Source organism: Bacillus sp. FSL R7-0685, assembly GCF_038002425.1.
In the GTDB taxonomy this organism is placed as follows: Bacteria; Bacillota; Bacilli; order Bacillales; family Bacillaceae; genus Bacillus; species Bacillus subtilis.
Map to the genome: position 1 here is coordinate 76,564 of NZ_JBBOCN010000001.1, position 24,081 is coordinate 100,644.

Annotated in this window: 14 protein-coding genes, 9 tRNA genes and 5 rRNA genes; all 28 read left to right on the top strand. The window is 47.6% G+C overall.

Features of this window, described 5'->3' with window-relative positions; translation table 11 throughout:
• The first annotated feature begins 13 nt into the window (after positions 1-13).
• Positions 14-1,927: an ATP-dependent zinc metalloprotease FtsH gene (gene ftsH / locus MKY50_RS00415; protein WP_003243881.1), complete on the top strand. Its 1,914-nt coding sequence runs from the start codon at positions 14-16 to the stop codon at positions 1,925-1,927.
• Positions 1,928-2,121: 194 nt separating this feature from the next.
• Positions 2,122-2,898 carry a type III pantothenate kinase gene (locus tag MKY50_RS00420; protein ID WP_341116000.1) on the top strand — a complete coding sequence of 259 codons (777 nt, stop codon included), beginning with the start codon at positions 2,122-2,124 and terminating at the stop codon, positions 2,896-2,898.
• A gap of 11 nt (positions 2,899-2,909) precedes the next feature.
• The gene (gene hslO / locus MKY50_RS00425) at positions 2,910-3,785 is read left to right on the top strand and encodes a redox-regulated molecular chaperone HslO (protein ID WP_003226695.1); all 876 of its coding nucleotides are present in this window, start codon (positions 2,910-2,912) and stop codon (positions 3,783-3,785) included.
• 46 nt (positions 3,786-3,831) lie between these two features.
• Positions 3,832-4,725, top strand: a complete 894-nt coding sequence (locus MKY50_RS00430) for a peptidyl-prolyl cis-trans isomerase (protein ID WP_024571698.1) — start codon at positions 3,832-3,834, stop codon at positions 4,723-4,725.
• 75 nt (positions 4,726-4,800) lie between these two features.
• A complete protein-coding gene (gene cysK / locus MKY50_RS00435; protein WP_003218399.1) occupies positions 4,801-5,727 on the top strand; it encodes a cysteine synthase A in 927 nt (308 codons plus the stop codon).
• 166 nt (positions 5,728-5,893) lie between these two features.
• Positions 5,894-7,306, top strand: coding sequence for an anthranilate synthase component I family protein (locus MKY50_RS00440; RefSeq protein WP_044052656.1), 1,413 nt, complete (start codon positions 5,894-5,896; stop codon positions 7,304-7,306).
• A 13-nt stretch (positions 7,307-7,319) separates the two neighbouring features.
• Positions 7,320-7,904, top strand: a complete 585-nt coding sequence (gene pabA, locus MKY50_RS00445; RefSeq protein ID WP_015715111.1) for an aminodeoxychorismate/anthranilate synthase component II — start codon at positions 7,320-7,322, stop codon at positions 7,902-7,904.
• Complete coding sequence (pabC, locus tag MKY50_RS00450) at positions 7,904-8,785, top strand: aminodeoxychorismate lyase (RefSeq protein ID WP_003226685.1); 882 nt, start codon at positions 7,904-7,906, stop codon at positions 8,783-8,785. The genes pabA and pabC overlap by 1 nt, the downstream gene beginning before the upstream one ends.
• A complete protein-coding gene (gene folP / locus MKY50_RS00455; RefSeq protein ID WP_003242672.1) occupies positions 8,767-9,624 on the top strand; it encodes a dihydropteroate synthase in 858 nt (285 codons plus the stop codon). The genes pabC and folP overlap by 19 nt, the downstream gene beginning before the upstream one ends.
• Positions 9,617-9,979 carry a dihydroneopterin aldolase gene (folB, locus tag MKY50_RS00460; RefSeq protein WP_024571694.1) on the top strand — a complete coding sequence of 121 codons (363 nt, stop codon included), beginning with the start codon at positions 9,617-9,619 and terminating at the stop codon, positions 9,977-9,979. The genes folP and folB overlap by 8 nt, the downstream gene beginning before the upstream one ends.
• Positions 9,976-10,479 carry a 2-amino-4-hydroxy-6-hydroxymethyldihydropteridine diphosphokinase gene (gene folK, locus MKY50_RS00465; RefSeq protein ID WP_341116002.1) on the top strand — a complete coding sequence of 168 codons (504 nt, stop codon included), beginning with the start codon at positions 9,976-9,978 and terminating at the stop codon, positions 10,477-10,479. The genes folB and folK overlap by 4 nt, the downstream gene beginning before the upstream one ends.
• Positions 10,431-10,640 carry a helix-turn-helix domain-containing protein gene (locus MKY50_RS00470; RefSeq protein ID WP_003226678.1) on the top strand — a complete coding sequence of 70 codons (210 nt, stop codon included), beginning with the start codon at positions 10,431-10,433 and terminating at the stop codon, positions 10,638-10,640. The genes folK and MKY50_RS00470 overlap by 49 nt, the downstream gene beginning before the upstream one ends.
• A 23-nt stretch (positions 10,641-10,663) precedes the next feature.
• Complete coding sequence (gene dusB / locus MKY50_RS00475; RefSeq protein ID WP_014475588.1) at positions 10,664-11,665, top strand: tRNA dihydrouridine synthase DusB; 1,002 nt, start codon at positions 10,664-10,666, stop codon at positions 11,663-11,665.
• A gap of 91 nt (positions 11,666-11,756) precedes the next feature.
• A complete protein-coding gene (lysS, locus tag MKY50_RS00480) occupies positions 11,757-13,256 on the top strand; it encodes a lysine--tRNA ligase (protein WP_003226674.1) in 1,500 nt (499 codons plus the stop codon).
• 310 nt (positions 13,257-13,566) lie between these two features.
• Positions 13,567-15,116: ribosomal RNA gene (locus MKY50_RS00485) — 16S ribosomal RNA — on the top strand.
• Between the two features lie 170 nt (positions 15,117-15,286).
• A 23S ribosomal RNA gene (locus tag MKY50_RS00490) occupies positions 15,287-18,214 on the top strand.
• A 55-nt stretch (positions 18,215-18,269) separates the two neighbouring features.
• A 5S ribosomal RNA gene (gene rrf / locus MKY50_RS00495) occupies positions 18,270-18,385 on the top strand.
• Positions 18,386-18,407: 22 nt separating this feature from the next.
• Positions 18,408-18,483: transfer RNA gene (locus tag MKY50_RS00500), tRNA-Val, on the top strand.
• 4 nt (positions 18,484-18,487) lie between these two features.
• Positions 18,488-18,563, top strand: a tRNA-Thr gene (locus MKY50_RS00505).
• Between the two features lie 36 nt (positions 18,564-18,599).
• Positions 18,600-18,675, top strand: a tRNA-Lys gene (locus MKY50_RS00510).
• 6 nt (positions 18,676-18,681) lie between these two features.
• Positions 18,682-18,764, top strand: a tRNA-Leu gene (locus tag MKY50_RS00515).
• A 40-nt stretch (positions 18,765-18,804) separates the two neighbouring features.
• Positions 18,805-18,879: transfer RNA gene (locus tag MKY50_RS00520), tRNA-Gly, on the top strand.
• A 14-nt stretch (positions 18,880-18,893) separates the two neighbouring features.
• Positions 18,894-18,979, top strand: a tRNA-Leu gene (locus tag MKY50_RS00525).
• A 9-nt stretch (positions 18,980-18,988) separates the two neighbouring features.
• Positions 18,989-19,065, top strand: a tRNA-Arg gene (locus MKY50_RS00530).
• A gap of 27 nt (positions 19,066-19,092) precedes the next feature.
• Positions 19,093-19,169 (top strand) — tRNA-Pro (locus MKY50_RS00535).
• A gap of 8 nt (positions 19,170-19,177) precedes the next feature.
• Positions 19,178-19,253 (top strand) — tRNA-Ala (locus MKY50_RS00540).
• 173 nt (positions 19,254-19,426) lie between these two features.
• Positions 19,427-20,976, top strand: a 16S ribosomal RNA gene (locus MKY50_RS00545).
• Positions 20,977-21,146: 170 nt separating this feature from the next.
• Positions 21,147-24,074: ribosomal RNA gene (locus tag MKY50_RS00550) — 23S ribosomal RNA — on the top strand.
• The 16S, 23S and 5S rRNA genes sit together here with 9 tRNA genes alongside, the layout of an rRNA operon.
• The last annotated feature ends 7 nt before the right edge of the window (positions 24,075-24,081 follow it).

Here is a 24,081-nt window from a genome sequence, read left to right on the forward strand (position 1 = left end):
GAGGAGGTAAGGAATGAATCGGGTCTTCCGTAATACCATTTTTTATTTACTTATTTTATTAGTAGTAATCGGGGTTGTGAGCTACTTCCAGACCTCAAATCCGAAAACAGAAAATATGTCGTACAGTACGTTCATCAAAAACCTGGATGACGGGAAAGTTGATAGCGTATCGGTTCAGCCTGTCAGAGGTGTTTATGAGGTAAAAGGGCAGCTGAAAAACTACGACAAAGATCAATACTTTTTGACTCATGTTCCTGAAGGAAAGGGAGCAGACCAGATATTTAACGCTTTGAAAAAGACAGACGTAAAGGTTGAGCCCGCGCAAGAAACAAGCGGATGGGTGACGTTCCTGACGACCATCATCCCATTTGTCATTATCTTTATTCTGTTTTTCTTCCTGCTCAATCAGGCTCAAGGCGGCGGCAGCCGTGTCATGAACTTTGGCAAGAGTAAAGCGAAGCTGTATACAGAGGAAAAGAAACGCGTCAAATTTAAAGACGTTGCAGGGGCTGACGAAGAAAAGCAAGAACTTGTTGAAGTTGTTGAGTTTCTGAAAGATCCCCGCAAGTTTGCCGAGCTCGGCGCCAGAATACCGAAAGGCGTGCTTTTAGTCGGACCTCCGGGTACCGGTAAAACATTGCTTGCCAAGGCTTGTGCAGGAGAAGCCGGCGTACCTTTCTTCAGCATCAGCGGATCTGATTTCGTTGAAATGTTTGTAGGGGTCGGTGCTTCCCGTGTGCGTGACTTGTTTGAAAATGCGAAAAAGAATGCGCCTTGTTTGATCTTCATTGATGAAATTGACGCAGTCGGACGCCAGCGTGGCGCTGGTCTCGGCGGTGGACACGATGAACGTGAACAGACGCTAAACCAATTGCTTGTTGAAATGGACGGATTCAGCGCTAATGAAGGAATTATCATCATTGCTGCGACGAACCGTGCGGACATCTTGGACCCAGCCTTACTTCGTCCGGGACGTTTTGACCGTCAAATCACAGTGGACCGCCCAGATGTCATTGGCCGTGAAGCTGTATTGAAAGTCCATGCGAGAAACAAACCGCTGGATGAAACGGTTAACCTAAAATCAATTGCCATGAGAACACCAGGCTTCTCAGGCGCTGACTTAGAAAACCTCTTGAATGAAGCTGCTCTTGTAGCGGCTCGTCAAAACAAGAAAAAAATCGATGCGCGTGATATTGACGAAGCGACGGACCGTGTAATTGCCGGACCCGCTAAGAAGAGCCGCGTTATCTCCAAGAAAGAACGCAATATCGTGGCTTATCACGAAGGCGGACACACCGTTATCGGTCTCGTTTTAGATGAGGCAGATATGGTGCATAAAGTAACGATTGTTCCTCGGGGCCAGGCTGGCGGTTATGCTGTTATGCTGCCAAGAGAAGACCGTTATTTCCAAACAAAGCCGGAGCTGCTTGATAAAATTGTCGGCCTCTTGGGCGGACGTGTTGCTGAAGAGATTATCTTCGGTGAAGTCAGCACAGGGGCGCACAATGACTTCCAGCGTGCGACGAATATTGCAAGACGAATGGTTACGGAATTCGGTATGTCAGAAAAACTGGGACCGTTGCAATTTGGACAGTCTCAGGGCGGTCAGGTATTCTTAGGCCGTGATTTCAACAACGAACAGAACTACAGTGATCAAATCGCTTACGAAATTGATCAGGAAATTCAGCGCATCATCAAAGAATGTTATGAGCGTGCGAAACAAATCCTGACTGAAAATCGTGACAAGCTTGAATTGATTGCCCAAACGCTTCTGAAAGTTGAAACGCTTGACGCTGAACAAATCAAACACCTTATCGATCATGGAACATTACCTGAGCGTAATTTCTCAGATGATGAAAAGAACGATGATGTGAAAGTAAACATTCTGACAAAAACAGAAGAAAAGAAAGACGATACGAAGGAGTAATTCGCTTTCTTTCTAAAAAAACTGCCGGCTGACGCTGGCAGTTTTTTTATGTAAATGATGGGCTCAGCTGCGGCTTTTACAATCATCCAATTCTGGTATCGATTTGTTTACAAATGAGCCGCTGATCGTGTATGGTATTGTAGAATGTTTGTAAAAAGTAAAGTAGAGAAACTATTCAAAAGTGGTGATAGAGGTTGTTACTGGTTATCGATGTGGGGAACACCAATACTGTAATTGGTGTATATCATGATGGAAAATTAGAATATCACTGGCGTATAGAAACAAGCAGGCATAAAACAGAAGATGAGTTTGGGATGATTTTGCGCTCCTTATTTGATCACTCCGGGCTTATGTTTGAACAGATAGATGGCATTATTATTTCGTCAGTAGTGCCGCCAATCATGTTTGCGTTAGAAAGAATGTGCACAAAATACTTTCATATCGAGCCTCAAATTGTTGGTCCAGGTATGAAAACCGGTTTAAATATAAAATATGACAATCCGAAAGAAGTGGGGGCAGACAGAATCGTAAATGCTGTCGCTGCGATACACTTATACGGCAATCCATTAATTGTTGTCGATTTCGGAACCGCCACAACGTACTGCTATATTGATGAAAACAAACAATACATGGGCGGGGCGATTGCCCCTGGGATTACAATTTCGACAGAGGCGCTTTACTCGCGTGCAGCAAAGCTTCCGCGTATCGAAATCACCCGGCCCGACAATATTATCGGAAAAAACACTGTTAGCGCGATGCAATCTGGAATTTTATTTGGCTATGTCGGCCAAGTGGAAGGAATCGTTAAGCGAATGAAATGGCAGGCAAAACAGGAACCAAAGGTCATTGCGACAGGAGGCCTGGCGCCGCTCATTGCGAACGAATCAGATTGTATAGACATCGTTGATCCATTCTTAACCCTAAAAGGGCTGGAATTGATTTATGAAAGAAACCGCGTAGGAAGTGTATAGGAGGTTTAGTAATGGATTATTTAGTAAAAGCACTTGCGTATGACGGAAAAGTTCGGGCTTATGCGGCGAGAACGACTGATATGGTAAATGAGGGGCAGAGACGCCATGGTACGTGGCCGACAGCATCCGCTGCATTGGGCCGCACAATGACAGCTTCACTTATGCTCGGCGCTATGCTGAAGGGCGATGATAAGCTGACCGTGAAAATCGAGGGCGGAGGTCCGATCGGAGCTATTGTAGCTGATGCCAATGCCAAAGGAGAAGTCAGAGCCTATGTCTCTAACCCGCAAGTTCATTTTGATTTAAATGAACAAGGCAAGCTTGATGTCAGACGTGCGGTTGGAACAAACGGAACGTTAAGTGTCGTAAAAGATTTAGGTTTGCGCGAGTTCTTCACAGGACAAGTAGAAATCGTTTCAGGAGAATTAGGCGATGATTTCACTTACTATCTTGTATCATCTGAGCAGGTTCCTTCATCAGTGGGCGTAGGTGTGCTCGTAAATCCTGACAATACCATTCTTGCGGCAGGGGGCTTTATTATTCAGCTGATGCCGGGAACAGATGATGAAACAATCACAAAAATTGAACAGCGTCTATCTCAAGTAGAGCCGATTTCTAAGCTCATCCAAAAAGGGCTGACACCAGAAGAAATTTTAGAAGAAGTCCTAGGCGAGAAACCTGAGATTTTGGAAACGATGCCTGTCAGATTCCATTGCCCTTGTTCAAAAGAACGGTTCGAAACAGCCATTTTAGGACTAGGCAAAAAAGAAATTCAAGATATGATAGAAGAAGATGGACAAGCCGAAGCAGTATGCCATTTTTGTAATGAAAAGTACTTATTTACAAAAGAAGAGCTGGAAGGGCTTCGTGACCAAACTACCCGCTAAGCTCTTTAGCGGGTTTTTAATTTGAGAAAAGGGGCTGAAAGCAGGTTTGAAATCAAGAACAATCTGGACCATTATTTTAGGGGCGCTGTTGGTTTGCTGTATTGCTGTTGCATATACGCTGACGAAATCCCAAGCCGGCGCATCGTCATCCGGTGAGTCTATTGCGACTATCGGGGGCAAGAGTGTGACAAGAGAAGAATGGCTGAAAGAAATGGAAGATCAGTATGGTAAGTCAACGCTTGAAGATATGATCAATGTCCGAGTTGTTGAGCAGCTGGCTAAAAAGAACAACCTTAAAATATCCAAAAGCGAAGTTGATCGTGAGTTTTTACTGATTAAAGCGGTCAATAATTCCTTTTACGAAGATGAACATACGACGGAGAAAGAGTGGAAAGACCAAATTCGTTATAATATCCTCCTTGAAGAATTGTTAACAAGGGATATCGATATTTCAAACAAAGAACTGGAATCATTCTATAATAAAAATAAGGAACTATATCAGTTTGATGATTCGTATCGAATTCGGCACATTGTTGTAAAAGATGAAGAAGAAGCGAGAGAAGTCCTGAAAGAACTGAAAGGCGGATCAAGCTTTGAAGCTGTCGCTGCCGAAAGATCTACAGACAGATATACATCACCATACGGCGGAGATTTAGGTTTTGTCACAGAGGCATCAGACAACATTCCATCAGCATACATTGAAGAGGCGAAAACACTCAAAGAGGATGAATGGTCTCAGGAACCAATAAAGGTCAGCAACGGATATGCCATTATCCAGCTGAAAGAAAAACTAAAGGCAAGAACGTTCTCATTTGATGAAGTAAAGGACCAGATCAGACGGCAAATCGCAATGGATCAGCTAGGCGATAAAGCGACAGTTAAGACACTTTGGAAAGAAGCCGATGTATCTTGGTTTTATGGGGAAAAAAGTACTAAGTGATTGACAAAAAATTTTGAAATTGATAGATTATATACATAATACCAATACAAATAGTCGGAAATTGAGGTGTCGAGAATGGTACGTGTAGCAAACTCCATTACTGAATTAATTGGGAATACGCCAATCGTTAAATTAAATCGCCTTGCAGATGAAAACAGTGCGGATGTATATCTAAAACTTGAATACATGAACCCTGGAAGCAGTGTAAAAGACCGTATCGGTTTAGCCATGATTGAAGCGGCTGAAAAAGAAGGAAAATTAAAAGCCGGTGATACAATCATTGAACCGACAAGCGGAAATACTGGAATCGGGCTTGCAATGGTTGCTGCTGCTAAAGGATTAAAAGCCATTTTGGTTATGCCTGATACAATGAGCATGGAGCGCCGCAACCTTCTTCGCGCATACGGTGCTGAACTTGTGCTGACTCCTGGTGCGGAAGGCATGAAAGGTGCCATTAAGAAAGCTGAAGAGCTTGCTGAAAAGCACGGATACTTTGTGCCGCAGCAGTTTAACAACCCTTCTAACCCAGAAATTCACCGCCAAACAACGGGTAAAGAAATCGTTGAGCAATTCGGTGATGACCAGCTTGACGCATTTGTAGCCGGAATCGGAACGGGCGGAACGATTACGGGAGCGGGCGAAGTGCTGAAGGAAGCATACCCTTCCATCAAGATTTATGCTGTTGAACCGTCAGATTCCCCAGTGCTTTCAGGAGGAAAACCAGGCCCCCACAAAATTCAGGGAATAGGAGCTGGATTCGTGCCGGACATCTTAAACACTGAAGTATATGATGAAATCTTCCCTGTGAAGAATGAAGAAGCATTCGAATATGCCCGCAGAGCTGCACGTGAAGAAGGAATTCTCGGAGGCATCTCATCAGGTGCGGCAATTTATGCTGCTCTTCAAGTAGCAAAAAAACTCGGAAAAGGCAAAAAAGTATTGGCCATCATTCCAAGTAACGGCGAACGTTATCTAAGCACGCCGCTGTATCAATTCGATTAAAAAAAGCCAAAACTCCCGGTCTGCCGGGAGTTTTTTTATATTTCGTGCATCAAATATGCCATGTCTGCGACGAATGTTATTCTTGGAAGAGAAATTCACTTTTTTCACTAACCACATTGCTTTACAATTAAAAACAAGTAAAAAAGAAAATAGAGGAATGATACAAATGGCACAACGCAGACCGGCAGGCAAAAAAATACCTTTTCAAAAAGACTCATTCTTACAACAATTTGAGAAACTTGCGCAATCCCGGAAACATCATGTACTTCTCGAAAGTGCAAGAGGCGGCAGATATAGTATAGCCGGTCTTGATCCAATTGCAACTGTGAAAGGAAAAGACGGAATAACTACAATTAAGCATGGTGATGAGATGCTGTTTAAAGAAGGTGATCCATTAAGGGCCTTCCACAGCTGGTTTAAAACGCTGGAAACAGAAACGAATCATGAGTTCCCTGACTTTCAAGGCGGGGCAATCGGGTTTCTCAGCTATGATTACGCACGGTACATTGAAAATTTTAAAATGCTCTCGTTAGATGATCTAGAAACACCAGATATTTATTTTCTTGTTTTTGATGATATAGCAGTTTATGACCATCAAGAAGAGTCTCTATGGCTGATTACTCATGTTAATGGTTCTGATCAGGAAACAGCGGATGTGAAGCTATCTGAGTTAGAGCAGATGTGGCTGACTGAGCTTCCCGCTGTCTCTTCGCGAGAGATGAACCCTGAAACAGATGGTTCTTTCGCGGCGCCATTTACCGAGGATGGGTTCTCACAAGCTGTAGAGAAAATCAAACAATACATTGCCAGCGGAGATGTGTTTCAAGTCAATCTATCAATAAGGCAGTCACAGTCACTGTCTGCCCACCCATATCAAATTTACAAAACCTTGAGAGAAGTAAATCCTTCTCCTTATATGGCGTATTTAGAAACACCTGATTTCCAAATCATTTGCGGATCGCCTGAACTGCTTGTCAGCAAAAAGGGCAAGCTATTAGAGACAAGACCGATTGCGGGCACCCGTTCCAGAGGGAAAACAAATGAAGAAGACGAGGCGCTTGCAAACGAATTGATACACAATGAAAAAGAACGCGCGGAACATGTCATGCTGGTTGATCTTGAGCGAAATGATCTGGGAAGAGTATCACGTTACGGGTCTGTGCGCGTAAATGAATTCATGGCAATTGAAAAATACTCGCATGTGATGCACATTGTGTCTAATGTCCAAGGTGAACTGCAGGATGGGTATGATGCTGTAGATATTATTCATGCTGTGTTTCCCGGAGGAACCATTACTGGTGCACCGAAAGTAAGAACGATGGAAATTATAGAAGAACTTGAGCCGACACGCCGAGGGCTTTATACTGGATCTATAGGATGGTTTGGATATAATCACGATCTGCAGTTTAATATCGTCATTCGAACCATTTATGCAACCGGAGGGCAGGCATTTATGCAGTCCGGCGCAGGAGTTGTGATTGATTCTGTTCCGAAGCACGAATACAAGGAATCATTCAAAAAAGCTTTTGCGATGCAAAGAGCATTAGAGCTGAGCAAAGAAGAGACAAAAATTAGATGAGGTGAGCGGAGAAATGATTTTAATGATTGATAACTACGATTCATTCACGTACAACTTGGTACAGTATTTGGGCGAGCTTGGGGAAGAGCTGGTTGTGAAACGCAATGACAGCATCACAATCGAAGAAATTGAAGAACTGTCTCCGGACTTTCTGATGATATCTCCCGGACCGTGCAGCCCTGATGAGGCGGGAATCAGCCTCGAAGCAATTAAACATTTCGCAGGGAAAATTCCTATTTTCGGTGTATGTCTCGGACATCAGTCCATCGCACAAGTGTTCGGTGGTGATGTTGTTAGGGCAGAACGGCTTATGCACGGGAAAACCTCGGATATCGAGCATGACGGCAAAACCATTTTTGAAGGGTTGAAAAACCCCCTTGTTGCGACGCGATACCACTCGCTGATCGTAAAACCTGAGACGCTGCCAAACTGTTTTACAGTAACAGCACAAACGAAAGAAGGAGAAATCATGGCTATTCGCCACAATGACCTCCCGATAGAGGGCGTGCAATTTCACCCAGAGTCTATTATGACCTCCTTTGGGAAAGAAATGCTCAGAAATTTTATTGAGACATATCGCAAGGAAGTTATTGCGTGATGATATATGTGAACGGCCGGTATATGGAGGAGAAAGATGCAGTTCTTTCTCCTTTTGACCATGGGTTTTTATATGGGATCGGTGTTTTCGAAACCTTCAGGCTCTACGAAGGCTGCCCGTTTTTGCTTGATTGGCATATAGAAAGGCTTGAACGCGCGCTTAAGGATCTGCAAATCGAATATACTGTTTCAAAGCATGAGATCCTTGAGATGCTGGACAAGCTGCTTAAGCTAAATGATATCAAGGATGGCAATGCCCGCGTCAGACTGAACATATCAGCGGGAATCAGCGATAAAGGCTTTGTCGCCCAGACGTACGATAAGCCGACCGTTTTATGCTTTGTGAATCAGCTGAAACCAGAAAGTCTTCCTTTGCAAAAAGAAGGAAAGGTTTTATCGATACGGAGAAACACTCCAGAGGGATCGTTCCGGTTAAAATCTCATCATTATCTAAATAATATGTATGCGAAACGGGAAATTGGAAATGATCCGCGTGTCGAGGGAATTTTCTTAACGGAGGATGGAGCTGTTGCAGAGGGTATCATATCTAATGTCTTCTGGAGAAAAGGTCGCTGTATCTATACGCCATCGCTTGATACCGGTATTCTGGACGGCGTCACGAGACGTTTTATCATAGAAAATGCAAAGAATATCGGCCTGGAGCTCAAAACGGGCCGATATGAGCTAGAAGCTCTCTTGACAGCTGACGAAGCGTGGATGACGAACTCGGTTCTTGAAATCATCCCGTTTACTAAAATAGAAGAAGTAAACTATGGAAGCCAAAGCGGAGAAGCAACCTCCGCTCTTCAATTGTTATACAAAAAAGAAATAAAGAACATGATGTATGAAAAGGGAGGAAGAGCATGGCGCAGCACACAATAGATCAAACACAAGTAATCCACACTAAGCCCAGCGCTTTATCATATAAAGAGAAGACGCTGGTGATGGGAATTTTAAACGTAACGCCTGACTCTTTCTCGGACGGTGGAAAATATGACAGCTTGGACAAGGCGCTGCTGCACGCGAAAGAGATGATCGATGATGGTGCCCATATCATTGATATCGGAGGGGAATCGACAAGGCCTGGCGCTGAGTGCGTATCTGAGGATGAGGAGATGTCCAGAGTCATTCCGGTGATTGAGCGGATTACGAAAGAGCTTGGTGTTCCTATTTCTGTAGATACGTACAAGGCTTCTGTCGCAGATGAAGCAGTGAAAGCCGGCGCATCCATTATCAATGATATTTGGGGAGCCAAACATGATCCGAAGATGGCTTCCGTTGCAGCTGAACATAATGTTCCAATTGTTCTCATGCATAACCGCCCTGAAAGAAACTACAATGACTTATTGCCGGATATGCTGTCGGACTTAATGGAGAGTGTAAAAATTGCTGTTGAGGCCGGAGTAGACGAGAAGAACATTATTCTTGATCCCGGTATCGGTTTCGCGAAAACCTATCACGATAACTTGGCAGTGATGAACAAACTAGAGATTTTCAGCGGGCTGGGATATCCGGTTCTTCTGGCAACCTCCCGAAAAAGATTCATCGGACGTGTTCTGGATCTTCCGCCTGAGGAGCGGGCTGAGGGCACAGGCGCGACTGTGTGTCTCGGCATTCAAAAAGGCTGTGACATTGTCAGGGTCCATGATGTAAAACAAATTGCCAGAATGGCGAAAATGATGGACGCGATGCTGAATAAGGGAGGGGTGCACCATGGATAAAGTTTATGTAGAAGGTATGGAGTTTTACGGATATCACGGTGTGTTCAAAGAAGAAAACAAACTTGGCCAGCGGTTTAAAGTCGATTTAACCGCTGAGCTGGATTTAAGCAAGGCCGGACAAACAGACGACCTTGAACAAACAATCAACTATGCTGAGCTCTATCACGTATGTAAAGATATCGTGGAAGGGGAGCCTGTAAAATTGGTGGAAACGCTGGCAGAACGTATTGCTGACACTGTTCTCGAAAAATTTCAGCCGGTTCAGCAATGTACGGTGAAAGTGATTAAGCCAGACCCGCCAATTCCCGGACACTATAAATCAGTAGCCATTGAAATTACGAGAAAAAAGTCATGAACAACATAGCTTATATTGCACTTGGATCTAATATTGGAGATAGAGAAACGTATTTAAGGCAAGCAGTGGCTTTACTGCATCAGCATGCTGCGGTGACAGTCACTAAAGTGTCGTCTATTTATGAAACTGACCCGGTCGGATACGAAGATCAAGCTCAATTTTTGAATATGGCTGTTGAAATCAAGACATCACTGAACCCTTTTGAACTCCTTGAACTGACGCAGCAGATAGAAAATGAATTAGGCAGAACAAGGGAAGTAAGATGGGGGCCGCGGACGGCAGACCTTGACATTTTGTTATTTAATCGTGAAAATATTGAAACAGAGCAACTAATTGTTCCGCATCCGAGAATGTATGAGCGTTTGTTTGTCCTTGCGCCGCTTGCGGAAATTTGCAAGCAGGTTGAAAAAGAGGCTACAAGCGCCGAAACAGACCAAGAAGGTGTAAGAGTATGGAAGCAGAAATCTGGGGTAGACGAATTCGTGCATTCAGAAAGCTGAAAGGTTATACTCAAGAAGGATTTGCAAAAGCATTAGGTATATCAGTTTCTATTCTCGGCGAAATTGAACGCGGAAACCGATTGCCGTCAGCTGCCATCATTCAAGATGCAGCAGATGTTTTAAATATAAGTGCGGACGAATTGGCGCCGCCAGAAAAATAGAACAAATGAAAGGAGGAGAAAAATTGTTCAAAATCGGAGATATTCAATTGAAAAATCGGGTTGTGCTCGCACCTATGGCTGGTGTCTGCAACTCTGCGTTCAGATTGACTGTAAAGGAATTCGGAGCCGGATTGGTATGCGCTGAAATGGTCAGTGACAAAGCGATCCTTTACAACAATGCAAGAACAATGGGTATGCTTTATATTGATGAACGTGAGAAACCACTGAGCCTTCAAATTTTCGGAGGAAAAAAGGAAACCCTTGTGGAAGCGGCGAAGTTTGTAGACCAAAACACAACTGCTGATATCATTGATATTAACATGGGATGTCCCGTGCCGAAGATTACAAAATGCGATGCGGGAGCCAAATGGCTTCTCGATCCTGATAAGATTTACGAAATGGTTTCTGCAGTAGTGGATGCTGTTAATAAACCAGTTACAGTGAAAATGAGAATGGGCTGGGATGAAGACCACATTTTCGCAGTGAAAAATGCACAGGCTGTAGAACGTGCGGGTGGTAAAGCAGTTGCGCTTCACGGCCGTACGAGAGTGCAGATGTACGAAGGAACGGCAAACTGGGATATCATCAAAGAAGTAAAACAATCAGTATCGATTCCGGTTATCGGAAACGGCGATGTTAAGACACCGCAGGATGCTAAGCGTATGCTCGATGAGACAGGAGTAGACGGGGTCATGATCGGACGCGCTGCATTGGGCAACCCGTGGATGATTTACCGTACGGTTCAGTATCTTGAAACAGGTGAATTAAAAGAAGAGCCGCAAGTACGCGAAAAAATGGCCGTATGCAAACTGCATCTTGACCGCCTGATTGACTTAAAAGGTGAAAACGTAGCGGTAAGAGAAATGAGAAAGCACGCTGCATGGTATCTGAAAGGCGTGAAAGGCAATGCGAACGTTCGTAATGAAATCAATCATTGCGAGACGAGAGAAGAGTTTGTACAGCTTTTAGATGCATTTACGGTTGAAGTTGAGGCAAAAGAGCTTCAAAATGCAAAAGTAGGATAATACTCACCTCTATTTGCTGCTCACTGCTAGTTTTACGCTGGCAGTTTTTCTGCTTTTTTCATGAAACAATATCTGTAATGGAGTGATAACAATGAGTCAAGAAGAGCATAACCATGAAGAATTGAATGATCAGCTGCAAGTCAGACGCGATAAAATGAATCAGCTGAGAGATAACGGCATCGATCCATTCGGCGCACGTTTTGAAAGAACTCATCAGTCTCAAGAAGTTATTTCGGCATATCAAGATCTAACCAAAGAAGAGTTAGAAGAAAAAGCGATTGAAGTTACAATCGCAGGCCGCATGATGACAAAACGCGGCAAAGGAAAAGCCGGCTTTGCCCATCTTCAGGATTTAGAAGGCCAAATCCAAATCTACGTAAGAAAAGACAGTGTCGGTGACGACCAATATGAAATCTTCAAGTCTTCTGACCTCGGTGATCTTATCGGCGTAACCGGAAAAGTCTTCAAAACAAATGTAGGCGAATTGTCTGTTAAAGCAACTTCCTTTGAATTGCTGACAAAAGCGCTTCGTCCGCTTCCTGACAAATACCATGGTTTAAAAGACGTTGAGCAGCGCTACCGTCAGCGCTATCTGGATCTTATCGTAAACCCAGACAGCAAACATACGTTCATTACACGAAGCAAGATCATTCAAGCTATGAGAAGATACCTTGATGATCATGGATACTTAGAAGTAGAAACACCTACAATGCACAGCATTCCTGGGGGAGCTTCTGCACGTCCGTTTATCACTCACCACAACGCGTTAGACATTCCACTCTATATGCGTATTGCTATCGAACTGCACCTAAAACGTCTAATTGTCGGCGGTTTAGAAAAAGTATATGAAATCGGCCGTGTTTTCCGTAACGAAGGTGTCTCTACACGCCATAACCCTGAATTTACAATGATTGAGTTATATGAAGCATATGCGGACTATAAAGATATCATGAGCTTAACTGAAAACCTTGTCGCTCATATCGCCCAAGAAGTGCTTGGCACAACTACGATTCAATACGGGGAAGAGCAAATCGACCTTAAACCGGAGTGGAAAAGAATCCATATGGTTGACGCAGTCAAAGAAGCGACTGGCGTTGATTTCTGGGAAGAGGTTACTGTTGAGCAGGCGCGTGAATATGCAAAAGAACATGGTGTAGAAATTAAAGATTCTATGACAGTAGGGCATATCATCAACGAATTCTTCGAACAAAAAATTGAAGAAACGCTTATTCAGCCAACGTTTATTTACGGGCATCCTGTAGAAATTTCTCCTCTTGCTAAGAAAAACCCTGAGGACCCGCGTTTTACAGACCGTTTTGAGCTGTTTATCGTTGGCCGTGAACATGCCAACGCGTTTACAGAGCTGAATGATCCTATTGATCAAAGAGAACGCTTTGAAGCGCAATTAAAAGAGCGTGAAGCCGGTAATGATGAAGCTCATCTAATGGATGAAGACTTTGTTGAAGCTCTGGAATACGGTATGCCGCCAACAGGAGGTTTAGGCATCGGTATCGACCGTCTGGTTATGCTGCTGACGAATGCCCCTTCTATTCGCGATGTGCTGTTATTCCCGCAAATGAGACAACGCTAATAAAGAAGAGCGGTATCCTCCATAGGGAAAGGATGCCGCTCTTTTTAAATTCCTTAGTATTTCTTCAAAAAAACTATTGCACTATTATTTACTAGGTGGTATATTATTATTCGTTGCCGCTAAACAAGGCGATAACGAAAAAAAGAACTTCAAAAAAAGTTATTGACTTCACTGAGTCAACGAGTTATAATAATAAAGTCGCTTGAACGAAGTGAACAAAATGATCTTTGAAAACTAAACAAGATAAAACGTACCTGTTAATTCAGTTTTTAAAAATCGCACAGCGATGTGCGTAGTCAGTCAAACTACTTTATCGGAGAGTTTGATCCTGGCTCAGGACGAACGCTGGCGGCGTGCCTAATACATGCAAGTCGAGCGGACAGATGGGAGCTTGCTCCCTGATGTTAGCGGCGGACGGGTGAGTAACACGTGGGTAACCTGCCTGTAAGACTGGGATAACTCCGGGAAACCGGGGCTAATACCGGATGGTTGTTTGAACCGCATGGTTCAAACATAAAAGGTGGCTTCGGCTACCACTTACAGATGGACCCGCGGCGCATTAGCTAGTTGGTGAGGTAATGGCTCACCAAGGCAACGATGCGTAGCCGACCTGAGAGGGTGATCGGCCACACTGGGACTGAGACACGGCCCAGACTCCTACGGGAGGCAGCAGTAGGGAATCTTCCGCAATGGACGAAAGTCTGACGGAGCAACGCCGCGTGAGTGATGAAGGTTTTCGGATCGTAAAGCTCTGTTGTTAGGGAAGAACAAGTACCGTTCGAATAGGGCGGTACCTTGACGGTACCTAACCAGAAAGCCACGGCTAACTACGTGCCAGCAGCCGCGGTAATACGTAGGTGGCAAGCGTTGTCCGGAATTATTGGGCGTAAAGGGCTCGCAGGCGGTTTCTTAAGTCTGATGTGAAAGCCCCCGGCTCAACCGGGGAGGGTCATTGGAAACTGGGGAACTTGAGTGCAGAAGAGGAGAGTGGAATTCCACGTGTAGCGGTGAAATGCGTAGAGATGTGGAGGAACACCAGTGGCGAAGGCGACTCTCTGGTCTGTAACTGACGCTGAGGAGCGAAAGCGTGGGGAGCGAACAGGATTAGATACCCTGGTAGTCCACGCCGTAAACGATGAGTGCTAAGTGTTAGGGGGTTTCCGCCCCTTAGTGCTGCAGCTAACGCATTAAGCACTCCGCCTGGGGAGTACGGTCGCAAGACTGAAACTCAAAGGAATTGACGGGGGCCCGCACAAGCGGTGGAGCATGTGGTTTAATTCGAAGCAACGCGAAGAACCTTACCAGGTCTTGACATCCTCTGACAATCCTAGAGATAGGACGTCCCCTTCGGGGGCAGAGTGACAGGTGGTGCATGGTTGTCGTCAGCTCGTGTCGTGAGATGTTGGGTTAAGTCCCGCAACGAGCGCAACCCTTGATCTTAGTTGCCAGCATTCAGTTGGGCACTCTAAGGTGACTGCCGGTGACAAACCGGAGGAAGGTGGGGATGACGTCAAATCATCATGCCCCTTATGACCTGGGCTACACACGTGCTACAATGGACAGAACAAAGGGCAGCGAAACCGCGAGGTTAAGCCAATCCCACAAATCTGTTCTCAGTTCGGATCGCAGTCTGCAACTCGACTGCGTGAAGCTGGAATCGCTAGTAATCGCGGATCAGCATGCCGCGGTGAATACGTTCCCGGGCCTTGTACACACCGCCCGTCACACCACGAGAGTTTGTAACACCCGAAGTCGGTGAGGTAACCTTTTAGGAGCCAGCCGCCGAAGGTGGGACAGATGATTGGGGTGAAGTCGTAACAAGGTAGCCGTATCGGAAGGTGCGGCTGGATCACCTCCTTTCTAAGGATATTATACGGAATATAAGACCTTGGGTCTTATAAACAGAACGTTCCCTGTCTTGTTTAGTTTTGAAGGATCATTCCTTCGAAACGTGTTCTTTGAAAACTAGATAACAGTAGACATCACATTCAATTAGTAATACAAGATATCACATAGTGATTCTTTTTAACGGTTAAGTTAGAAAGGGCGCACGGTGGATGCCTTGGCACTAGGAGCCGATGAAGGACGGGACGAACACCGATATGCTTCGGGGAGCTGTAAGCAAGCTTTGATCCGGAGATTTCCGAATGGGGAAACCCACCACTCGTAATGGAGTGGTATCCATATCTGAATTCATAGGATATGAGAAGGCAGACCCGGGGAACTGAAACATCTAAGTACCCGGAGGAAGAGAAAGCAAATGCGATTCCCTGAGTAGCGGCGAGCGAAACGGGATTAGCCCAAACCAAGAGGCTTGCCTCTTGGGGTTGTAGGACACTCTATACGGAGTTACAAAAGAACGAGGTAGATGAAGAGGTCTGGAAAGGCCCGCCATAGGAGGTAACAGCCCTGTAGTCAAAACTTCGTTCTCTCCTGAGTGGATCCTGAGTACGGCGGAACACGTGAAATTCCGTCGGAATCCGGGAGGACCATCTCCCAAGGCTAAATACTCCCTAGTGACCGATAGTGAACCAGTACCGTGAGGGAAAGGTGAAAAGCACCCCGGAAGGGGAGTGAAAGAGATCCTGAAACCGTGTGCCTACAAGTAGTCAGAGCCCGTTAACGGGTGATGGCGTGCCTTTTGTAGAATGAACCGGCGAGTTACGATCCCGTGCAAGGTTAAGCAGAAGATGCGGAGCCGCAGCGAAAGCGAGTCTGAATAGGGCGCATGAGTACGTGGTCGTAGACCCGAAACCAGGTGATCTACCCATGTCCAGGGTGAAGTTCAGGTAACACTGAATGGAGGCCCGAACCCACGCACGTTGAAAAGTGCGGGGATGAGGTGTGGGTAGGGGTGAAATGCCAATCGAACCTGGAGATAGCTGGTTCTCTCCGAAATAGCTTTAGGGCTAGCCTCAAGGTAAGAGTCTTGGAGGTAGAGCACTGATTGGACTAGGGGCCCCTACCGGGTTACCGAATTCAGTCAAACTCCGAATGCCAATGACTTATCCTTGGGAGTCAGACTGCGAGTGATAAGATCCGTAGTCGAAAGGGAAACAGCCCAGACCGCCAGCTAAGGTCCCAAAGTATACGTTAAGTGGAAAAGGATGTGGAGTTGCTTAGACAACCAGGATGTTGGCTTAGAAGCAGCCACCATTTAAAGAGTGCGTAATAGCTCACTGGTCGAGTGACTCTGCGCCGAAAATGTACCGGGGCTAAACGTATCACCGAAGCTGCGGACTGTTCTTCGAACAGTGGTAGGAGAGCGTTCTAAGGGCTGTGAAGCCAGACCGGAAGGACTGGTGGAGCGCTTAGAAGTGAGAATGCCGGTATGAGTAGCGAAAGAGGGGTGAGAATCCCCTCCACCGAATGCCTAAGGTTTCCTGAGGAAGGCTCGTCCGCTCAGGGTTAGTCGGGACCTAAGCCGAGGCCGAAAGGCGTAGGCGATGGACAACAGGTTGATATTCCTGTACCACCTCCTCACCATTTGAGCAATGGGGGGACGCAGGAGGATAGGGTAAGCGCGGTATTGGATATCCGCGTCCAAGCAGTTAGGCTGGGAAATAGGCAAATCCGTTTCCCATAAGGCTGAGCTGTGATGGCGAGCGAAATATAGTAGCGAAGTTCCTGATTCCACACTGCCAAGAAAAGCCTCTAGCGAGGTGAGAGGTGCCCGTACCGCAAACCGACACAGGTAGGCGAGGAGAGAATCCTAAGGTGATCGAGAGAACTCTCGTTAAGGAACTCGGCAAAATGACCCCGTAACTTCGGGAGAAGGGGTGCTCTGTTAGGGTGCAAGCCCGAGAGAGCCGCAGTGAATAGGCCCAGGCGACTGTTTAGCAAAAACACAGGTCTCTGCGAAGCCGTAAGGCGAAGTATAGGGGCTGACGCCTGCCCGGTGCTGGAAGGTTAAGAGGAGCGCTTAGCGTAAGCGAAGGTGCGAATTGAAGCCCCAGTAAACGGCGGCCGTAACTATAACGGTCCTAAGGTAGCGAAATTCCTTGTCGGGTAAGTTCCGACCCGCACGAAAGGCGCAACGATCTGGGCACTGTCTCAACGAGAGACTCGGTGAAATTATAGTACCTGTGAAGATGCAGGTTACCCGCGACAGGACGGAAAGACCCCGTGGAGCTTTACTGCAGCCTGATATTGAATGTTGGTACAGCTTGTACAGGATAGGTAGGAGCCTTGGAAACCGGAGCGCCAGCTTCGGTGGAGGCATCGGTGGGATACTACCCTGGCTGTATTGACCTTCTAACCCGCCGCCCTTATCGGGCGGGGAGACAGTGTCAGGTGGGCAGTTTGACTGGGGCGGTCGCCTCCTAAAAGGTAACGGAGGCGCCCAAAGGTTCCCTCAGAATGGTTGGAAATCATTCGCAGAGTGTAAAGGCACAAGGGAGCTTGACTGCGAGACCTACAAGTCGAGCAGGGACGAAAGTCGGGCTTAGTGATCCGGTGGTTCCGCATGGAAGGGCCATCGCTCAACGGATAAAAGCTACCCCGGGGATAACAGGCTTATCTCCCCCAAGAGTCCACATCGACGGGGAGGTTTGGCACCTCGATGTCGGCTCATCGCATCCTGGGGCTGTAGTCGGTCCCAAGGGTTGGGCTGTTCGCCCATTAAAGCGGTACGCGAGCTGGGTTCAGAACGTCGTGAGACAGTTCGGTCCCTATCCGTCGCGGGCGCAGGAAATTTGAGAGGAGCTGTCCTTAGTACGAGAGGACCGGGATGGACGCACCGCTGGTGTACCAGTTGTTCTGCCAAGGGCATCGCTGGGTAGCTATGTGCGGACGGGATAAGTGCTGAAAGCATCTAAGCATGAAGCCCCCCTCAAGATGAGATTTCCCATTCCGCAAGGAAGTAAGATCCCTGAAAGATGATCAGGTTGATAGGTCTGAGGTGGAAGTGTGGCGACACATGGAGCTGACAGATACTAATCGATCGAGGACTTAACCATATTTTTGAATGATGTCACACCTGTTATCTAGTTTTGAGAGAACACTCTCAATTTGTTTGGTGGCGATAGCGAAGAGGTCACACCCGTTCCCATACCGAACACGGAAGTTAAGCTCTTCAGCGCCGATGGTAGTCGGGGGTTTCCCCCTGTGAGAGTAGGACGCCGCCAAGCAATTGCACGTTAGTGCAATTATGGAGGATTAGCTCAGCTGGGAGAGCATCTGCCTTACAAGCAGAGGGTCGGCGGTTCGAGCCCGTCATCCTCCACCATTATGCCGGTGTAGCTCAATTGGTAGAGCAACTGACTTGTAATCAGTAGGTTGGGGGTTCAAGTCCTCTTGCCGGCACCACTTTTATATGATATAATACTCAAGTCTCTTGTAGAAGAGCCATTAGCTCAGTTGGTAGAGCATCTGACTTTTAATCAGAGGGTCGAAGGTTCGAGTCCTTCATGGCTCACCATTTTACGCGGGTGTGGCGGAATTGGCAGACGCGCTAGACTTAGGATCTAGTGTCTTTATGACGTGGGGGTTCAAGTCCCTTCACCCGCATTATATAGGATAACAGTTAGAAAAACTGGACATCCTGTCTGCGGAAGTAGTTCAGTGGTAGAACACCACCTTGCCAAGGTGGGGGTCGCGGGTTCGAATCCCGTCTTCCGCTCCAACTATACCATCCACGCCGGGGTGGTGGAATTGGCAGACACACAGGACTTAAAATCCTGCGGTAGGTGACTACCGTGCCGGTTCAAGTCCGGCCCTCGGCATTATGTTTTGCGCCCGTAGCTCAATTGGATAGAGCGTTTGACTACGGATCAAAAGGTTAGGGGTTCGACTCCTCTCGGGCGCGCCATATCTTTTAATAGAATAGATGGGAAATCGGGAAGTAGCTCAGCTTGGTAGAGCACATGGTTTGGGACCATGGGGTCGCAGGTTCGAATCCTGTCTTCCCGACCATTTTTTATGGGGCCTTAGCTCAGCTGGGAGAGCGCCTGCTTTGCACGCAGGAGGTCAGCGGTTCGATCCCGCTAGGCTCCACCAAAAGTTTTTAAAAAAAGTTGTTGACTTTGAAGAAGTGACATTGTATACTAATAAAGCTGCTTTAACAAAGCAAGCAAACAAAATGATCTTTGAAAACTAAACAAGACAAAACGTACCTGTTAATTCAGTTTTTAAAAAATCGCACAGCGATGTGCGTAGTCAGTCAAACTACTTTATCGGAGAGTTTGATCCTGGCTCAGGACGAACGCTGGCGGCGTGCCTAATACATGCAAGTCGAGCGGACAGATGGGAGCTTGCTCCCTGATGTTAGCGGCGGACGGGTGAGTAACACGTGGGTAACCTGCCTGTAAGACTGGGATAACTCCGGGAAACCGGGGCTAATACCGGATGGTTGTTTGAACCGCATGGTTCAAACATAAAAGGTGGCTTCGGCTACCACTTACAGATGGACCCGCGGCGCATTAGCTAGTTGGTGAGGTAATGGCTCACCAAGGCAACGATGCGTAGCCGACCTGAGAGGGTGATCGGCCACACTGGGACTGAGACACGGCCCAGACTCCTACGGGAGGCAGCAGTAGGGAATCTTCCGCAATGGACGAAAGTCTGACGGAGCAACGCCGCGTGAGTGATGAAGGTTTTCGGATCGTAAAGCTCTGTTGTTAGGGAAGAACAAGTACCGTTCGAATAGGGCGGTACCTTGACGGTACCTAACCAGAAAGCCACGGCTAACTACGTGCCAGCAGCCGCGGTAATACGTAGGTGGCAAGCGTTGTCCGGAATTATTGGGCGTAAAGGGCTCGCAGGCGGTTTCTTAAGTCTGATGTGAAAGCCCCCGGCTCAACCGGGGAGGGTCATTGGAAACTGGGGAACTTGAGTGCAGAAGAGGAGAGTGGAATTCCACGTGTAGCGGTGAAATGCGTAGAGATGTGGAGGAACACCAGTGGCGAAGGCGACTCTCTGGTCTGTAACTGACGCTGAGGAGCGAAAGCGTGGGGAGCGAACAGGATTAGATACCCTGGTAGTCCACGCCGTAAACGATGAGTGCTAAGTGTTAGGGGGTTTCCGCCCCTTAGTGCTGCAGCTAACGCATTAAGCACTCCGCCTGGGGAGTACGGTCGCAAGACTGAAACTCAAAGGAATTGACGGGGGCCCGCACAAGCGGTGGAGCATGTGGTTTAATTCGAAGCAACGCGAAGAACCTTACCAGGTCTTGACATCCTCTGACAATCCTAGAGATAGGACGTCCCCTTCGGGGGCAGAGTGACAGGTGGTGCATGGTTGTCGTCAGCTCGTGTCGTGAGATGTTGGGTTAAGTCCCGCAACGAGCGCAACCCTTGATCTTAGTTGCCAGCATTCAGTTGGGCACTCTAAGGTGACTGCCGGTGACAAACCGGAGGAAGGTGGGGATGACGTCAAATCATCATGCCCCTTATGACCTGGGCTACACACGTGCTACAATGGACAGAACAAAGGGCAGCGAAACCGCGAGGTTAAGCCAATCCCACAAATCTGTTCTCAGTTCGGATCGCAGTCTGCAACTCGACTGCGTGAAGCTGGAATCGCTAGTAATCGCGGATCAGCATGCCGCGGTGAATACGTTCCCGGGCCTTGTACACACCGCCCGTCACACCACGAGAGTTTGTAACACCCGAAGTCGGTGAGGTAACCTTTTAGGAGCCAGCCGCCGAAGGTGGGACAGATGATTGGGGTGAAGTCGTAACAAGGTAGCCGTATCGGAAGGTGCGGCTGGATCACCTCCTTTCTAAGGATATTATACGGAATATAAGACCTTGGGTCTTATAAACAGAACGTTCCCTGTCTTGTTTAGTTTTGAAGGATCATTCCTTCGAAACGTGTTCTTTGAAAACTAGATAACAGTAGACATCACATTCAATTAGTAATACAAGATATCACATAGTGATTCTTTTTAACGGTTAAGTTAGAAAGGGCGCACGGTGGATGCCTTGGCACTAGGAGCCGATGAAGGACGGGACGAACACCGATATGCTTCGGGGAGCTGTAAGCAAGCTTTGATCCGGAGATTTCCGAATGGGGAAACCCACCACTCGTAATGGAGTGGTATCCATATCTGAATTCATAGGATATGAGAAGGCAGACCCGGGGAACTGAAACATCTAAGTACCCGGAGGAAGAGAAAGCAAATGCGATTCCCTGAGTAGCGGCGAGCGAAACGGGATTAGCCCAAACCAAGAGGCTTGCCTCTTGGGGTTGTAGGACACTCTATACGGAGTTACAAAAGAACGAGGTAGATGAAGAGGTCTGGAAAGGCCCGCCATAGGAGGTAACAGCCCTGTAGTCAAAACTTCGTTCTCTCCTGAGTGGATCCTGAGTACGGCGGAACACGTGAAATTCCGTCGGAATCCGGGAGGACCATCTCCCAAGGCTAAATACTCCCTAGTGACCGATAGTGAACCAGTACCGTGAGGGAAAGGTGAAAAGCACCCCGGAAGGGGAGTGAAAGAGATCCTGAAACCGTGTGCCTACAAGTAGTCAGAGCCCGTTAACGGGTGATGGCGTGCCTTTTGTAGAATGAACCGGCGAGTTACGATCCCGTGCAAGGTTAAGCAGAAGATGCGGAGCCGCAGCGAAAGCGAGTCTGAATAGGGCGCATGAGTACGTGGTCGTAGACCCGAAACCAGGTGATCTACCCATGTCCAGGGTGAAGTTCAGGTAACACTGAATGGAGGCCCGAACCCACGCACGTTGAAAAGTGCGGGGATGAGGTGTGGGTAGGGGTGAAATGCCAATCGAACCTGGAGATAGCTGGTTCTCTCCGAAATAGCTTTAGGGCTAGCCTCAAGGTAAGAGTCTTGGAGGTAGAGCACTGATTGGACTAGGGGCCCCTACCGGGTTACCGAATTCAGTCAAACTCCGAATGCCAATGACTTATCCTTGGGAGTCAGACTGCGAGTGATAAGATCCGTAGTCGAAAGGGAAACAGCCCAGACCGCCAGCTAAGGTCCCAAAGTATACGTTAAGTGGAAAAGGATGTGGAGTTGCTTAGACAACCAGGATGTTGGCTTAGAAGCAGCCACCATTTAAAGAGTGCGTAATAGCTCACTGGTCGAGTGACTCTGCGCCGAAAATGTACCGGGGCTAAACGTATCACCGAAGCTGCGGACTGTTCTTCGAACAGTGGTAGGAGAGCGTTCTAAGGGCTGTGAAGCCAGACCGGAAGGACTGGTGGAGCGCTTAGAAGTGAGAATGCCGGTATGAGTAGCGAAAGAGGGGTGAGAATCCCCTCCACCGAATGCCTAAGGTTTCCTGAGGAAGGCTCGTCCGCTCAGGGTTAGTCGGGACCTAAGCCGAGGCCGAAAGGCGTAGGCGATGGACAACAGGTTGATATTCCTGTACCACCTCCTCACCATTTGAGCAATGGGGGGACGCAGGAGGATAGGGTAAGCGCGGTATTGGATATCCGCGTCCAAGCAGTTAGGCTGGGAAATAGGCAAATCCGTTTCCCATAAGGCTGAGCTGTGATGGCGAGCGAAATATAGTAGCGAAGTTCCTGATTCCACACTGCCAAGAAAAGCCTCTAGCGAGGTGAGAGGTGCCCGTACCGCAAACCGACACAGGTAGGCGAGGAGAGAATCCTAAGGTGATCGAGAGAACTCTCGTTAAGGAACTCGGCAAAATGACCCCGTAACTTCGGGAGAAGGGGTGCTCTGTTAGGGTGCAAGCCCGAGAGAGCCGCAGTGAATAGGCCCAGGCGACTGTTTAGCAAAAACACAGGTCTCTGCGAAGCCGTAAGGCGAAGTATAGGGGCTGACGCCTGCCCGGTGCTGGAAGGTTAAGAGGAGCGCTTAGCGTAAGCGAAGGTGCGAATTGAAGCCCCAGTAAACGGCGGCCGTAACTATAACGGTCCTAAGGTAGCGAAATTCCTTGTCGGGTAAGTTCCGACCCGCACGAAAGGCGCAACGATCTGGGCACTGTCTCAACGAGAGACTCGGTGAAATTATAGTACCTGTGAAGATGCAGGTTACCCGCGACAGGACGGAAAGACCCCGTGGAGCTTTACTGCAGCCTGATATTGAATGTTGGTACAGCTTGTACAGGATAGGTAGGAGCCTTGGAAACCGGAGCGCCAGCTTCGGTGGAGGCATCGGTGGGATACTACCCTGGCTGTATTGACCTTCTAACCCGCCGCCCTTATCGGGCGGGGAGACAGTGTCAGGTGGGCAGTTTGACTGGGGCGGTCGCCTCCTAAAAGGTAACGGAGGCGCCCAAAGGTTCCCTCAGAATGGTTGGAAATCATTCGCAGAGTGTAAAGGCACAAGGGAGCTTGACTGCGAGACCTACAAGTCGAGCAGGGACGAAAGTCGGGCTTAGTGATCCGGTGGTTCCGCATGGAAGGGCCATCGCTCAACGGATAAAAGCTACCCCGGGGATAACAGGCTTATCTCCCCCAAGAGTCCACATCGACGGGGAGGTTTGGCACCTCGATGTCGGCTCATCGCATCCTGGGGCTGTAGTCGGTCCCAAGGGTTGGGCTGTTCGCCCATTAAAGCGGTACGCGAGCTGGGTTCAGAACGTCGTGAGACAGTTCGGTCCCTATCCGTCGCGGGCGCAGGAAATTTGAGAGGAGCTGTCCTTAGTACGAGAGGACCGGGATGGACGCACCGCTGGTGTACCAGTTGTTCTGCCAAGGGCATCGCTGGGTAGCTATGTGCGGACGGGATAAGTGCTGAAAGCATCTAAGCATGAAGCCCCCCTCAAGATGAGATTTCCCATTCCGCAAGGAAGTAAGATCCCTGAAAGATGATCAGGTTGATAGGTCTGAGGTGGAAGTGTGGCGACACATGGAGCTGACAGATACTAATCGATCGAGGACTTAACCATATTTTTG